The sequence below is a fragment of the Sinomicrobium halophytocola genome (genome assembly GCF_052983395.1).
Map to the genome: position 1 here is coordinate 82,359 of NZ_JBRKIT010000034.1, position 14,312 is coordinate 96,670.

14 protein-coding genes are annotated in these 14,312 nt (G+C 45.0%); 3 read left to right on the plus strand and 11 right to left on the minus strand.

Annotated features, from left to right (window positions below):
• Positions 1-233: 233 nt before the first annotated feature.
• The 5 genes from ACVBDY_RS13860 to ACVBDY_RS13880 form a co-directional block, all read right to left on the minus strand.
• Positions 234-821, minus strand: a complete 588-nt coding sequence (locus ACVBDY_RS13860) for a hypothetical protein (protein WP_447176059.1) — start codon at positions 819-821, stop codon at positions 234-236.
• 49 nt (positions 822-870) lie between these two features.
• On the minus strand, positions 871-2,415 hold the full coding sequence (locus ACVBDY_RS13865) for a hypothetical protein (protein WP_447176060.1): 1,545 nt from the start codon (positions 2,413-2,415) through the stop codon (positions 871-873).
• A gap of 129 nt (positions 2,416-2,544) precedes the next feature.
• Positions 2,545-3,321, minus strand: coding sequence for a LytR/AlgR family response regulator transcription factor (locus ACVBDY_RS13870; RefSeq protein ID WP_447176061.1), 777 nt, complete (start codon positions 3,319-3,321; stop codon positions 2,545-2,547).
• A 52-nt stretch (positions 3,322-3,373) separates the two neighbouring features.
• The gene (locus ACVBDY_RS13875; protein ID WP_447176062.1) at positions 3,374-5,002 is read right to left on the minus strand and encodes a tetratricopeptide repeat-containing sensor histidine kinase; all 1,629 of its coding nucleotides are present in this window, start codon (positions 5,000-5,002) and stop codon (positions 3,374-3,376) included.
• Between the two features lie 264 nt (positions 5,003-5,266).
• Positions 5,267-5,791, minus strand: a complete 525-nt coding sequence (locus tag ACVBDY_RS13880) for a CvpA family protein (RefSeq protein WP_447176063.1) — start codon at positions 5,789-5,791, stop codon at positions 5,267-5,269.
• 698 nt (positions 5,792-6,489) lie between these two features.
• Between ACVBDY_RS13880 and ACVBDY_RS13885 the strand changes: the two genes are divergently transcribed.
• The 3 genes from ACVBDY_RS13885 (at position 6,490) to ACVBDY_RS13895 (ending at position 8,476) form a co-directional block, all read left to right on the plus strand.
• The gene (locus tag ACVBDY_RS13885) at positions 6,490-6,846 is read left to right on the plus strand and encodes a hypothetical protein (RefSeq protein WP_447176064.1); all 357 of its coding nucleotides are present in this window, start codon (positions 6,490-6,492) and stop codon (positions 6,844-6,846) included.
• A gap of 169 nt (positions 6,847-7,015) precedes the next feature.
• The gene (gene pheS, locus ACVBDY_RS13890; RefSeq protein WP_447176065.1) at positions 7,016-8,035 is read left to right on the plus strand and encodes a phenylalanine--tRNA ligase subunit alpha; all 1,020 of its coding nucleotides are present in this window, start codon (positions 7,016-7,018) and stop codon (positions 8,033-8,035) included.
• Positions 8,036-8,080: 45 nt separating this feature from the next.
• Positions 8,081-8,476 (plus strand): hypothetical protein, encoded by a 396-nt coding sequence (locus tag ACVBDY_RS13895; RefSeq protein ID WP_447176066.1) that lies wholly within the window; start codon positions 8,081-8,083, stop codon positions 8,474-8,476.
• A gap of 162 nt (positions 8,477-8,638) precedes the next feature.
• Here ACVBDY_RS13895 and ACVBDY_RS13900 read toward each other — a convergent pair whose 3' ends face one another.
• From ACVBDY_RS13900 to dut, 6 genes are all read right to left on the minus strand, one after another.
• The gene (locus ACVBDY_RS13900; RefSeq protein ID WP_447176090.1) at positions 8,639-9,271 is read right to left on the minus strand and encodes a LysE family translocator; all 633 of its coding nucleotides are present in this window, start codon (positions 9,269-9,271) and stop codon (positions 8,639-8,641) included.
• 23 nt (positions 9,272-9,294) lie between these two features.
• Positions 9,295-10,515 carry a murein hydrolase activator EnvC family protein gene (locus ACVBDY_RS13905; RefSeq protein WP_447176067.1) on the minus strand — a complete coding sequence of 407 codons (1,221 nt, stop codon included), beginning with the start codon at positions 10,513-10,515 and terminating at the stop codon, positions 9,295-9,297.
• A gap of 30 nt (positions 10,516-10,545) precedes the next feature.
• Complete coding sequence (lolB1, locus tag ACVBDY_RS13910) at positions 10,546-11,334, minus strand: lipoprotein insertase outer membrane protein LolB1 (RefSeq protein ID WP_447176068.1); 789 nt, start codon at positions 11,332-11,334, stop codon at positions 10,546-10,548.
• 21 nt (positions 11,335-11,355) lie between these two features.
• Positions 11,356-12,294, minus strand: a complete 939-nt coding sequence (locus tag ACVBDY_RS13915; RefSeq protein WP_447176069.1) for a tetratricopeptide repeat protein — start codon at positions 12,292-12,294, stop codon at positions 11,356-11,358.
• Positions 12,295-12,344: 50 nt separating this feature from the next.
• A complete protein-coding gene (locus tag ACVBDY_RS13920) occupies positions 12,345-13,355 on the minus strand; it encodes a sugar nucleotidyltransferase (protein WP_447176070.1) in 1,011 nt (336 codons plus the stop codon).
• 324 nt (positions 13,356-13,679) lie between these two features.
• The gene (gene dut / locus ACVBDY_RS13925) at positions 13,680-14,114 is read right to left on the minus strand and encodes a dUTP diphosphatase (protein ID WP_447176071.1); all 435 of its coding nucleotides are present in this window, start codon (positions 14,112-14,114) and stop codon (positions 13,680-13,682) included.
• Positions 14,115-14,312: the final 198 nt, after the last annotated feature.

Genomic DNA, 14,312 nt, shown 5'->3' on the forward strand with positions numbered 1-14,312 from the left:
ATGCCTGAAGTAATAGAAAGATGATTATCGGATACTACCCAAAATAGTGACTTCCCGGCCATGACCGTCCGATTGCGGTTTTGGGTGATATCCGGATCAATACACCACCAAATTTAAACAGTGTCTACGTTTATGCACCATTCGGAATACTGCGAAACAACTGTATTTCAGAGGATATACTCTATCTTAAGACCACCCCTGTTGATTTAAATCAGTTGTGAAGAATTCCTTATTTATTCCATTGTAGCTCCCATCACTTTATAAATACCTATTTCACTGAATTCGCCCTTAAGAACTTTAATTTTACCGTTGGATTCCTGCACGGTAAATTCATATTTTCCCGTAATGGTATTGGGATTTCCTTTAAGATCGAGGTCAGAGACTGTAACGAAACCTTCTTCTGCCATCATTTCGTCAAATAATGCTGTACATATAACTTCTTTCTTCTCTATGTCTTCGCCCGTTGCTGCCCGTTTCATATAGTTCCCCGCATCATAGGTACCCTCCTTGAGAGCAGTCACTCTAAAGTGAAACTGAATATTTATATCACCCTCTTCCGAAGGAGCCTCTAATATTAAAATACGCTTTGTGCCCTCACCTGCCAGCAACTGGGCATTGAACCCGGAACTATCATACTGTTTTCCATCAATTCCTATACTAAAGGAGCCATTCTCTTCCGTACTTCTGGCTACTTCTTCATGTTCTTCTACTTCTTTGTTTATTTCCCTTATAGCCTTTATTCCCTCTTTCTGTTCTTTGTTTAAACAAGAATTCAGGCCCATAAGAGCTACGAAACCGAATAAAACGGATTTTTTTAGCATTGTTCTGGTTTTGGTTATCGAATTAAAATTTGCAGTGATCTGTATTTTTTTATTGTTCCTTATATTCACTAAGGCCTATTCTCTGCTTACTGGTATTCCCCGGTTGCGCAACATACGACGGGATATCCGGAGATTTAGCTTCATTGTCATTACAACCTCCTTTTAAAGCACAAATAGAATTTATCCACATATCCATAGTCATCTTAAAATGTTTTCTCATCCAGTTCGATCTCCCCTTAAAGTCCGTGGGGTTCATAGCCGACTTTATGGCGTCGTAAATTCTTTTATTTAAGTCTGCTTCATTCAGGTATTCTTCCGTGGGTTTAACATCTGTCAACTCCCCTGCCTCATCTACATATCCTTTGTATTCTCTGTATTGGTCTATCCATTTTTTCAGCTGTTGATACCTTTCTTTCATCTTTTCCCAGGAGGGTTTTTGAGTTTCCTGTACGGAGAAATCAGAGATCATACCGGGCATGTCAGGCATATATGGCCCATGCCCTTCAAAACCCGGTTGTTCCCTTTCTTCGAGCTGTAGGGTCGTCTCCATGACTCCGGCCAGTTCACTTAGAGATCCCCGGAACATCCATGCAGCATTATCTATTACCCTACGCTGCCCGGGCTCTTGCCCTATAAAAGTAATCGTCTCCATTTTCCATACGGGCACATTGAACCGGCCATATGAAAATACCGTTTCACCAGCTTTATCATTATACTGAATTTGTATCGAATTTCCTTCATAAGAAATAGTGGTCACCCTTCCTTTTTCATCCTTAACAATATCCAATCGGGCAGGCCGGTATAGCTCTATAGCTGTCTCGCTATATCCCCTGGAATTACTCCGCAAATAAAAACCCTGACCCATATAAGACCAAATTCCCTTGTCAATAATTTTACTGCCCGGACCCAAGGGCGCTATACCGGTTTTTACGGCAATGGCTTCCAGTTCACTATATTTTAGCTGTGTCGATTGCATCTTGTCCCGCAATGACATATACGTATTTGTAAGAGACTTTATCGCTTCGGGCAGATGCTTATTGGTAATATTCTTTACACTTACCTGCAGGGTCAATATTTCTTTGGCGGTCAATAAAGGTTTTACCCGGGACTGAAAATCCAGGGGATAATCAGAAAATTTCGCACCTGCCTCTATCCCCCAGATAAGAGTTTGTATATCTGGTTGGGGTATCTCCGGAAAATCAACAGACTTTTTCAAAATAGAATGTATAATCCCCGCTTTTAATCCTTTAAGTTTTGCTATCTGATATCCATCTCCCTGAGTAGGTCCGTATACTCCTGCCTTCAGGCAATACGATCTCACAGTAGCTTTGTAGTAACCTGGTTTTAACCGGAAATCATCTATAGTGTCGGCTATTTCCGGATCGAAAAAATCCTTATCAAACCAATTGAATCCGTACAAAGTATCGTTTATGGACGTGGTTATTGCGGAACCGGGTTTCCAGGCATGAGGATCTACTTTAGCGGTGATTTTCTGAACCTCTTTGATTACTTTTTTAAATATTTGTGCCTGGCTCTTTATGGGCAATACACAACAAACCACCACAACAAATATCACCTTAAACGGACTGTTCATCACACAAATCTTTGGGTTCTGTGGTGTAAAATTAGCCGATATATCCTGTAAAAACACCGTACCCCCCATTGTTTTAGTATTTGGGGTATCCTGATGAGTTATTACGGGGAATTCCTGAGCATTCGATCCTCACAGGGAGTCAAAAAACAAAAGTACTCTTGCCTTTTTGCTTTTGGAAACAGGGATTCGGAATCCATTATTCAAGACAAGGTGTTCTTCCTTTTTGCGATACATAGCTACATGAGAAAAATTGACGAGATAAGATTGGTGTACTCGTATAAAACCGAGTGGAGAGAGTTTTTCTTCAAAAACTTTTAAAGGCTGTGATACCATGATCTTCTTATCCGGCTCCAAAGAAAAAATCGTATAATTGTTATCTGCCTGTGCATAACAAATATCTTTTGCCTTAACGACATGAATCCGGTCGGAGGTTTTCAGGACAATCTTTTTTTCCGAGTTTCCTTCTTCCCTGTAGTTCTGAAAAAAAGCCTCCAGTTGCAGGTAATATGTTTCCTGTTGAAGGGTATCGATAACTCTGGCCACGGCATTTTCCACGGCACCGGGTGTTACGGGTTTAAGCAAAAAGTCCAGCGCACTGAAGCGAAAGGCCTGCATGGCATAATCAGCATAGGCCGTAATAAAGATAACTTTGAAATTGCGTTCTTTTTTCCTGTAAAGCTTTTCCAGCAACTCAAAAGAATTGCCATCCGGAAGGTTTATATCCAGAAGGAGAAGCTGCGGTTGCCCTTTGCCGAACATCTCTTCGGCCTCTTTCAAATCTCCCGCTTCGTACAAAAGCAATGTTTTGAACCTTTTCGTTAGTACAGCGGTTATGAACTCCCTGGTCCGGGAATCGTCTTCTACCAAAAGACAGGATATTTCCCTGGCGGGTATAGCTGTTTCCATATAAATTTTGCTTTATTACAATCGCTCCGGACCATTCCGGACCTTACGCGCGTCATCCCTCGAGGACCGGCAGGCTTAAGATAACTCGGGTTCCCGGAAAATCCGGATGCTCCCGATACGGATAAATTTCTAACCTTATCTTTTTTTCACCGGCCCTGTTGAATTCGCGTATTCTCTTATTTACGATTTCCATACCCATAGAGCGATGAAGAACATCCGCCCGTTGTTTTTGTTCCAAATCCATTCCTCTTCCATTATCACTTATTTCCACCTGTAGCCTATTTCCTGTCTCTTTACTTTTGATGTTGATCCGTATTTCCCCTTCCGGAACGTCTTTTACCCCGTGAATCACGGCATTCTCTACAAAAGGCTGCAGGAGCATGACCGGAATGTAACAGGAATCTTTGTTCTCCGCCAGGTCTGTGGTGATCTCAAATTTAAAGCTATGATCATAATTCAGCTGTTGAAGATGCAGGAAGTTGTGCATCATTTCCACTTCTTCTTCCAATGAAATGGTTTCCTTGTCCGAACTTTCCAATACAGCTCTTATCAGTCTTCCAAAACTGCCCAGGTATTCCACTGAAATTTCGGTCTCATTTCTGTAGATGAAGTTCTGTACCGTCTGTAAGGCGTTAAAAATAAAATGCGGATTAAGTTGTGCCAGCAGAAAACGCTGCTGTATCCTGGATTTTTCCAGTGCCTGACGGGTTCGGTTCTGTTTGATCCCTATATAAACCAGCACGACAAACAGCAATAACAAGGCAAGAGAAATGCCTACCAGCACCCGTTGCCTGTCAATCAGTTTTTCCTGCAACCTGCCCTCTGCCTGCAGGTAATCTATCCTGGCCTGTTTTTGTCCGGATTCGTATTTTTCGGTGAGTTCCGCCACCTTTCCCTTATAATCGAGCTTCTGAAGGGAATCCCTTAACTTATCGCGCTCTTCGGCATAATCCAGGGCTGCGGAAAAATCCTTTTGCTTCTTTGCCACACTCTTCAGGTTCTGCAGTACCAATGTCCGGTCTTCTCCTGTGGCTTGTTCCAGTGCTTTCCCGTAGTACGTATTAGCCATGTCATACCGCCCGGACATCTCGTAGGCACGTCCCAGATTATTGTAAGCGGCCGCAGGGTTTCCGACCGAGAGGCTATCTTTTATCCGCAGTGCCAGTTCTCCCGCAGCAATGGCTTTTTCCCATTGTTCCTTTTCCGTATGAATATTACTCAGGTTGGTATACAGGACCGACCGCACGTATTCCTGACGGAGCTTCTCCGCCAGTGGTATACCCTTTAAGATTATCGCTTCGCTGGCATCCCATTTGCCGCGGTCCAGGTATAAAGCTGCCAGGTTTCCCATAACGTGAAGCCTCAGTACATTTTCTTCATCCAGGATATCCAGGGCACTTTCCAGGTACTTTTGGGCCTCATCAAAATCTTTCAGGCCTGCATATAATGCTCCCAGGTTAACATACACCTTTCCTATATCGGAAGGATAACGATCTCTGTCCAGGTATCCCAGTCCCTTATGGTAATGGTCCAGTGCCTTATCATATTCCTTTCGCACCTGTAAAACCGACCCTAAACCGTTATGAAAACGACCTGTATACAAAGAATCGCGGAACTTCTGCGCCACAGATAATCCTTTCCTATAACACTGTTCCGCCGAATCGAGTTCTCTTTTCTGCATAAATCCCGTTCCTGAACGAAATAAACTGTCGAGCACACGAATGTTATCGTTGTTTTGTGATAGGATAATCGGAAATTCTGTCAAAGGGCCTGCATACACCGACAAAGAAAATAAGGTCAATAAAAAAACAACAAAAGACCTTCGGATATGGATAAATTTATATAGGGTATAGAGGTATTTGTTCATGGTATAAAATAGAAATGAAACGCGGCACGTGACCCTTAGCCTGGGTGGTCCGGGGCAACCGGTGATCATTTGCGGGATTTATGCACTGTTGTCCGGTATATTTATTATTTCGGTTTCCTCACTTTCCCTGAGTACGAAAAAGAAAACCGTTTCCCCTATTTCCTTTACCGGACCGTAAAGCACCGAGGTCCGTTTTTTCTGTGCATCCACAAAACTTATCACATTATCCGTCGCTTCGAAAAAAACGAGGAGTGCACCGAGTATCACCACCACCTTCAAACCGCCGAAAAGCCCCCCAAGTATACGATTCAACAGGCCTAAAGCCGCAAAGTCGGCAATCTTTGTCAACAACTTTCCGGCCAGCGAAACCACTATGATCACCACACAAAACACCAGGATAAATGCGGCAAGGTTCACATATCGTTCCTCCCAGTCCACATGCTTAGCCATATAATCTCCCACTTCATACGAGAAATGAATGGCACAGTATATTCCGAGTATCAGGGCCACCAGGGATGCTATTTCCACAAAAAGGCCTTTATAAAGCCCCCGGATAATACCAAACAGGATAAGCACCCCGATCGCTACGTCTATATAGTTCATTCTTTTTTCTTAATAACGCTATCAAACAAATATATGCAAATAATACGTTGACCCGGATTTTGCCCCCTTTTTAATCAGGGCAAACACGTCTAAAAATCCAAACAACTTCTTAGCCTTGCCGGTTGTTTTTTTGGTTGGGGAGGTGGGAGGTGGGAGCTGGGAGGTGGGAGCTGGGAGCTGGGAGGTGGGAGCTGGGAGCTGGGAGGTGGGAGCTGGGAGCTGGGAGCTGGGAGGTGGGAGGTGGGAGCTGGGAGGTGGGAGCTGGGAGCTGGGAGGTGGGAGCTGGGAGGTGGGAGCTGGGAGGTGGGAGCTGGGAGGTGGGAGCTGGGAGGTGGGAGCTGGGAGGTGGGAGCTGGGAGGTGGAGAGGTATATGGATTAGAAATCCATAGGTTTTTTGTAATACACTGAAAGTTTGTTTTGCCATACATGGACGAATAGTTTTTAGAAAACCGATCCTGCTATCCGAATCCGTGGCTAAAGTTTCGGGAACCTAAAGTAACTGTAATAAAATGGGCCTGCCTCAGAAGCTGAGGTTTTGACCTTTAACCGGATAATGGTGCAGTTACCTGTTGCCGGGAACCTGGAACTTGTAACCTGGAATATGAAATTATAATGCGTTTGCCCTGTTTCCTTTTCTGTTCCGCTTTCTGAAAACCGCGAATCTTTGTAACTTTACCAGCTTCTAACACAAACAAAAATGTCCAGAGACGAAAAATTAAAGGAACGATGGGATATCCTGATACGAAAATTATCGGTGAGGTTTGCAGACGGAGACACGCTGGACCTCGATGCCATTATATATCTTATCGGGGTACAGGAATTGGGACAACTGGGTAAGAAGTTTAAGAAAGACGACAAGATAAACCTCATGCACATTGCCATATGCCGGCTTCTGGAACCTTACGGGTATTATGAATTTGACTACATAGACCAAGACGGATGGCCACATTACAAAACAAAAGAAGAACTTCCTTTTCTGAAGGCAGGAGAACAATCCGTCCTCATGAAAGAGGCCATTGTACAGTATTTTATAGAGAAAGAATTTATAGAATAAGTAAAAAAAAGTAAATTTGCCTTTCTGTTAAAGATGGATGGCAAATTTCCGTATTCCGGTAAATCCCGTTACTACCCCGATTGTAAGGAAGTCCTACTCCTTTTTCCGGGGCACAACAGAAAGAACCGGAAACAACATAGATTTTTCCGCATCCAAAAAAAGTTGCTCGATGATAGATAAGATTAAGGAACACATAGCCCGGGTAGAGCAATTTACCGCTTCCGAGATGGGCGAAATAGAGGCTTTCCGGATTCAGTACCTCGGTAAAAAAGGGGTACTCAATGATTTTTTTGCCGCTTTTAAAAGTGTCCCGAACCAGGAGAAAAAGGAATTCGGACAGGTGATCAACCAACTGAAAAATGCCGCGCAGGAAAAAGTCAACACGTTAAAAGAAGCACTGGAGAGCACTGCCGGTCAACAAAACATATACGGGGACCTTACCCGGCCGGCGGAACCTGTTTCCCTGGGCTCCCGCCACCCCATTTCCATTGTCAAAAACCAGATCATAGATATTTTTTCGCGTATAGGATTCAATGTATCCGAAGGACCGGAGATCGAGGATGACTGGCATAACTTTACGGCACTGAACCTGCCTGAATATCACCCGGCCAGGGATATGCAGGATACTTTCTTTATCCAGACCGATCCGGATATCCTGCTGCGTACACATACGTCGTCCGTACAGGTACGTTACATGGAAGAGCACAAACCCCCGATACGTACCATTTCCCCGGGAAGAGTATACCGCAACGAAGCTATTTCCGCCCGTTCGCACTGTTTCTTCCACCAGGTGGAGGGCCTGTATATCGACAAGGGCGTTTCTTTTGCCGACCTGAAACAGACATTGCAATATTTTACCACGGAAATGTTCGGAAAGTCCAGAATACGCCTCCGCCCTTCTTATTTTCCCTTTACGGAACCCAGCGCGGAAGTGGATGTATACTGGGGCCTGGAAACGGAAACAGACTATAAGATGACCAAAGGGACAGGTTGGCTGGAGATCATGGGATGCGGTATGGTAGACCCCAATGTATTGCAGAATTGCGGCATAGACCCCAAAGAATATTCCGGATTTGCTTTCGGTATGGGCATTGACCGCATTGCATTATTACTGCACCAGATACCGGATATACGAATGCTCAGCGAAAATGACGTCCGCTTTTTAGGCCAGTTCAAATCCGTTTTATAAACTGCATTCCGAAGGGTTGTAACGGAAATCACCTTTTTTGATGTTATGAAGAAAGATATAGATATTCCCGTTGTAAATGACGTATATGTAGCAGTAGTCCGGGAGTGGAACGAGGAATTCCTTTCGAAAGACTGGTATGCCTACATCATAAACAATAAAAAAACTCCTGTCGAAATGGTACTTGTGGTATCCAAAGGATATGACAACGACACCAGGACTTCTGTAATGCGTCACGGCATAGGTGTCGTAGGCGCAAGGGATTATGCCAAAATAGAACTGGTACAGGAAGATGTCCTGAAACTTCACAACGAATTTTTCGTAACCTTCTTTTCGGAAGGGATACTCTTTGAAAAAAAGTATGTTTTTCCTAAAAACACGATCAGGGAGAGCGCCCTGGGTGACCTCCCCGTAATGGAACTACAGGGTATACTCGCCGAATAACCGTTGCGGGAATTTTTTAGCCGATAGTTTGGCGTTGTCCATCGCAGACCAAAGCATGGTAGAGCGTCCGCATACCGTTCGGGGTGCTATCGAAGGCACTCGTTACAAACGAGCGCCAGGGGAGAACGGCAAAAGCGAAGCCTTGCTACAAGGAAAAAGACCTTATTTCGCTTTTGTAAACGCTATTTTCACGGCAAGTCCCGTAAGCACACTGGCCATAAACCATTTCTGCACCCGGGCCCAGAACGGATTCCTGGAAAACCAGACCGACATCCGGGAAGCAAAAAGTACGATAAGAAAATTCACGGAAAAGCTTATCAGTACCTGAACAAGACCGAGCTGGAAACTCTGCCCCAGGACCGAGCCGTATTCGGGTTTTATAAATTGTGGAAAAAAGGACAGGTAGAAAACCGCCATCTTCGGGTTGAGTACATTGGTCAGGAACCCGATATGGAACAGTTTCATTCCCGAATCGCGTTTCAGGGTCCTGTCGGGATTAAAGACATTTTCCTTCGATCTTACGGCTTTATACGCCAGGAACAGCAAATACCCCACCCCGAGCACTTTTATCACCATATACGCATAAGGAACAGCGAAAAAAATAGCTGTCAGTCCGAAAGAAACCATGACAATGTGAAACAAAAAACCGCAAATCACTCCGAAAAGGGAAATGATCCCGGCTTCTTTTCCCTGGGAAAGGGAACGGGATATGAGGTATATCATATTAGGTCCCGGGGTCAGGACCATAATCAGGGCTGCAAGTGAAAACAGCAGCAACGTATCGGTTGGCAACATGTATATGGAGGTATTGGTTTGCCCTACATCCGGTATATCCACTCTTCCGGGTTTAACCGGTTGGTATCCCGGTACAGGAAGAACTTCAGTTCCGTCTTTCCGCTGGACGGACTGGTAAATATTTCTCCGAGTTCGGTCTTGGCGGAGATTTTCTGGCCCTTCTTCACATAAACCCTGCCGAGATTGTAATAGGTGGTAATGTAATTTCCGTGTCTTACCTGTACCGCTTTGTTGGCTCCGGGAACCGCTATAATAGCGGAAACTTCTCCGTCAAAAACCGTCCTGGCCCTCTCCCCTTCCTGTGTGGCTATGATTACTCCGTTATTAAAATTCTTTACCGCCGGGTATACGGGGTCGGAATATTCCCCGTAACCTTTACTCTTCACTCCTTTTTCCACCGGCCAGATCAGTTTCCCTTTATTGGCGGCAAAATTATTGGCTATGACCTTGGCTTCCGGGGTCAGGGCAAAAGTGACATTACTGGTACTCTTACCTGCTTTTTTATTGGATTCGACTATCGCCTCGCGTATCAGTTTTTCTATCTGCCGGTCTATAGCCTGGGTTTCCTTACGTTTCTGTGTGATCTGCGAATTGTACTGCGACTCCTTCTTTCGTATACTGGCAATAAGGGCTTGTTGCTCCTGCCTTTCCTTCTCCAGTGATCCCTGTTCCTTTTTGTTTTCAGCGATCAGCGTTTCCTTTTCCTTTCGCTGTACGATCAGCTCTTTGTTCAGGTTTTGCAGTTCCAGGGTCTTCGTCTGTATGGATTCGCCCTGTTCTTTCCGGTAATCGGCATACTGCTTCATGTATTGCAGCCGTTTGTAGGCCTGGAAGAAGTTTTCGGAAGAGAGCAGGAACATCAGGCGGTTTTGCCTGGACCGGCTTTTATAGGTATGCCTTATGGTTTCGGCATAATCCTCTTTTAAATCGGCCAACTCCTTTCTCAGGTCACCGATCTTTTTCATATTGTTGTTCACCTGGCGGTTGAGAAGATTGGCCTGCCGGTTGGTTACCTGTATAAGCTCCTGCCGTACCCTGATCTTTTGGTTGAGGTCTTCCACTTCGGTAACTACATTCTGCCTTTCTTTTTTCTGTTGGGAGAGCATGCTGTTGATCTGCTTTATTTCTTCCTGCAACCGCTCCCTTTTGGCTTCCAGCTCCTTTTGCTCCCGGGTCTGTGCATTTCCATTCCCGATACCAAAAGAAAGGAGAACCATCACCAGTAAAAAAATACGTTCTTTCATTATGCAGCCTACAGTTTAGCGTATATCGGCCTATCTGGCACTATCTAAAGTTATCTCCTTATATCCTTTGGGAATGCTGTAAGGGAAGGTCAGTTCCCTATCAAATTCCACATTCCTGTACTTTATATCTATATTGGTCTTCCTGCTTCCTTCCTCCACCGTAATCCCTATTTCATCCGGAAAAATTTCTTTTTCTACGAGCTGGTATGTCTTGTATTCGATATTGAGCGCCCTGTCTTCCGAAGGATCGGAAAGCAATTGTCTGCCCATTCTGAAATTGGCCGGCTCCACCTGGAACAACACCTTGAGCAGGTTCATTTCATTAACGGACTTTAACTGGTAGTTATTGTTCACTATCAGAGAATTATAATCTCCCTCATTAAGATCAAATATCGCCTGGCCCAGCAACAGGTTCTGTACTTTTTCGAAATCGAGTTCCGTACCCAGAAAATCGCTTAAATAAGAAAAGTCGCCGTCAAAATAAGTATTGTCCAGCTTATTGTAAAAGCTCACCCTCTCCGGGGTAATATACACTTTGGCCAGGCTCATCGTAGCACTCAGCCAGATGGCTTTATCTTTTTCCAGGCGGAAACTGAGGTTAAATCCCTGTGAAACATCTCCGTTGTCATAATCCACCTTCATTCGCCCCGCTACGTTTTTGAATTCCGGCACATTTTTATAGTGCCTTTTAATGATCTGCCTGGCCGAAAGATCGCGAACGGCTTCTCCTTCTGCTATGGCCTTGGTGGTTTTACACGACTGTAGTGACAGCACAAGTACTACAGGCAGTAGTATCCATATTTTTCGTATCTGCTTCATATTTTTCCCGTTACTCCGTATCTAATTTTTCATTTTCCCGGTATATTCCCGGGCTTTTTTATCATCTCCGAGCGAATTGTAGGCGATGACGAATTCCCGGTAGATATCATTTTCCAGGCGGGTATCGTCTATCAGGTAGTCCAGGGCGGTCTGCAAAGTGGTAATGGCTTCTTTGTGTCTTTTCAACCGGTTCAGGGCATGGGCGCGGTCATAATACAGCTTCGGCTGGGAAGGATATATTTCCAGGGCTTCCGTAGCCCTCTCCAGTACTTCACGGTGATTAAAGAGTTTTTTATAACCCTCTATTTTCCGGTATATTTCCTCCAGCTCGTTCCCCTCTCCGGTTTCTCCGGATACGGTTGTTTCCGGTTCTTTTGCCGGTTCGGAAATATTTTTTTGTAACCTCGTATTTATCCAGAGCTTCTGCTGTTCCCGCTCTTCCGATTTTCCGAGCCGGGAATCCAGTTCCTTTATAAGCGTAAGGGCCTCTTCATATCTTCTTGTATCTGTATAAATACGGATGAGATTCTCCTTGTACTTGCCGTTGGATTTCGCCAGCCGTTGTCCTACTTCAATAGCCTTATCCGTTTCGCCTCTTGCCTCATAAACACCAAAAAGGGCATCGAGATACCATATTTCCGGGTTCTTTTCTACGGCAGCGAGCAGGTAAGTCTCTGCCTGGTCGTACGCTTTCAGCTCCTTATAATTACGCCCCAGTTCATAATCAACCACATCGTTATCCGGTTTCAGTTTTTTACACTTCAGCAGCTCATCTACGGCTTTATCGTAGTTCTCAATCCCCCTCTGTTTCAGCGCTTCAAAAAAATGTTCCTGGAACTCATCGGAATAATCTTCCGTAGAGATCTCAGCGCTTTCCATAGCCATAGCGGGCTGCTGTCCGTAACCTCCATACAGGAAATACAGTCCGAAAATTGCCGTTATGAAGATCTTTATTCTCACCTCCCAAATTTATGGATTCCCGCGCACTGTACCAGCGCCCCGGCACTTATTTATTCCAATACGGAATAATCCCCTATGCTCACACTGGTGAATGAACCGTCAAATTTTGCGTGGTTGCCGATCATGGCATTGTCCAGGTTTGCATTTTTGAGGATGGCCCTGGTTTGTACCAAGCTGTTTTTAATTGCCGTATTTTCTACGAAACAACCATCTCCGAGAGAGACATACGGGCCTATCCTGGCATTTTTAAGCACCACATGCTCTCCGATATAACAGGGCGGAATGATCTCCGAGTTTTCCATATCCACCGTATCGGACACCAGTTTTTTTCCTTCCTCCTCCAGAAAACCAAGCATCCTGCTGTTGGTCTCCAGAGTGACCTGTTTGTTACCGCAGTCCATCCATTCGTCCACTTTTCCGGGAACAAATTTCATGCCTTTTTCCATCATGCCTTTGATACCGTCATTTATCTGGTATTCCCCGCCGTGGATGATATTCTCATCCAGTACGCGCTGCAGTTCTGCTTTCAGCACAGCTGCATCTTTGAAATAGTAAATACCTATTACGGCGAGATCGGAAATAAATACGGCAGGCTTTTCAACGAGACCGGCGATCTCCCGCTCATCATTGAGTTCCACGACTCCGTAGGCTTCCGGATTTTCTACCTGTTTTACCCATATTACACTGTCCGCACTTTCATCGAGGGAAAAATCGGCCTTGAAGAGCGTATCGGCATAGGCGATCACACAAGGACCGGAAAGCGAATCGGCCGCACACATGATCGCATGGCCCGTTCCCAGGGGTTTGTCCTGGTAATAAATGGTCCCTTTTGCCCCCAGGTTCTCCGCAATGGCAATCAGGGTGTTTTCTATTTCCCGGCCAAAGTCATCTTTAATAATAAAAGCCACTTCTTCGACCTCTTGTTTCAGCACTCCGGCGATATCCTCAACCAGTCGTTGTACAATAGGTTTTCCCGCAATGGGAATCAGCGGCTTCGGCACCGTAAGCGTGTGCGGGCGAAGCCGGGAACCCCGGCCTGCCATGGGTACTATTATTTTCATGTGTGTTGTGTTTTTCATACCGGGAACCGTATTTCCGCAGTTCCTCCTTCAGAGGGTAACGGCATACTTTTCCCCGTATTCATTTTAATACATGACAAAAATTGTTTTTGCATAATTTAACCGGAAAATCAGTTTTTCCCCAGCCCTAAAGGGAGCCTGATTTTCCTCGATTTGCTCCCTTTAGGGCTGGGGTAACAAATCAAGGAATTACTGAAACTCGATTTTTGTCATGTACCAAACATATTCATATTATAGCATTCGTTCGTATTATGTTTTCTCTTCAGGCATCCGGCCGGGCCGGATCACCGAACAAAGACCATCCGTTTACTTTACTCCCGTACTTCCGAATCCGCCTTCACCCCGTACGGTTTCTGATAAGGTTTCCACTTCTTCCCACTCGGCCCTTTCATGCCTGGCTATGACCAGCTGTGCAATTCGCTCCCCGTCCTCCACTACAAAATCCGTATCGGAAAGGTTAACCAGGATAACCCCTATTTCTCCGCGATAATCCGCATCTACGGTACCCGGGGCATTAAGTACGGTAACTCCTTTTTTGGCAGCCAGCCCACTTCGAGGGCGGACCTGCGCTTCGAACCCTACGGGTAATTCTATAAACAGCCCGGTCTTTACCAAAGCCCTTTGCAGGGGTTTCAGCAATACCGGTTCTCCGAGGTCTGCCCTGAGGTCCATTCCGGCCGAGGCCAGAGTTTCATAGTTTGGTAACGCATGTTTGGACCTGTTAATTATTTTTACTGTCATGTTTTTATGTTTTTTACCCCGGGGAGACGATCCAAAGAAAATCCTGCTGCACCTCTCCGGTTATGGGTTTATTATTAATGCGAATTAAGGGTTGTATTTCTATTTTTCTTTATTATCAAAGAGCTTAGTACATGACAAAATTCAATTCCGCAGGATTTTCCTTGATTTTCAACCCCATCCCTAAAGGGAGAAATCGAG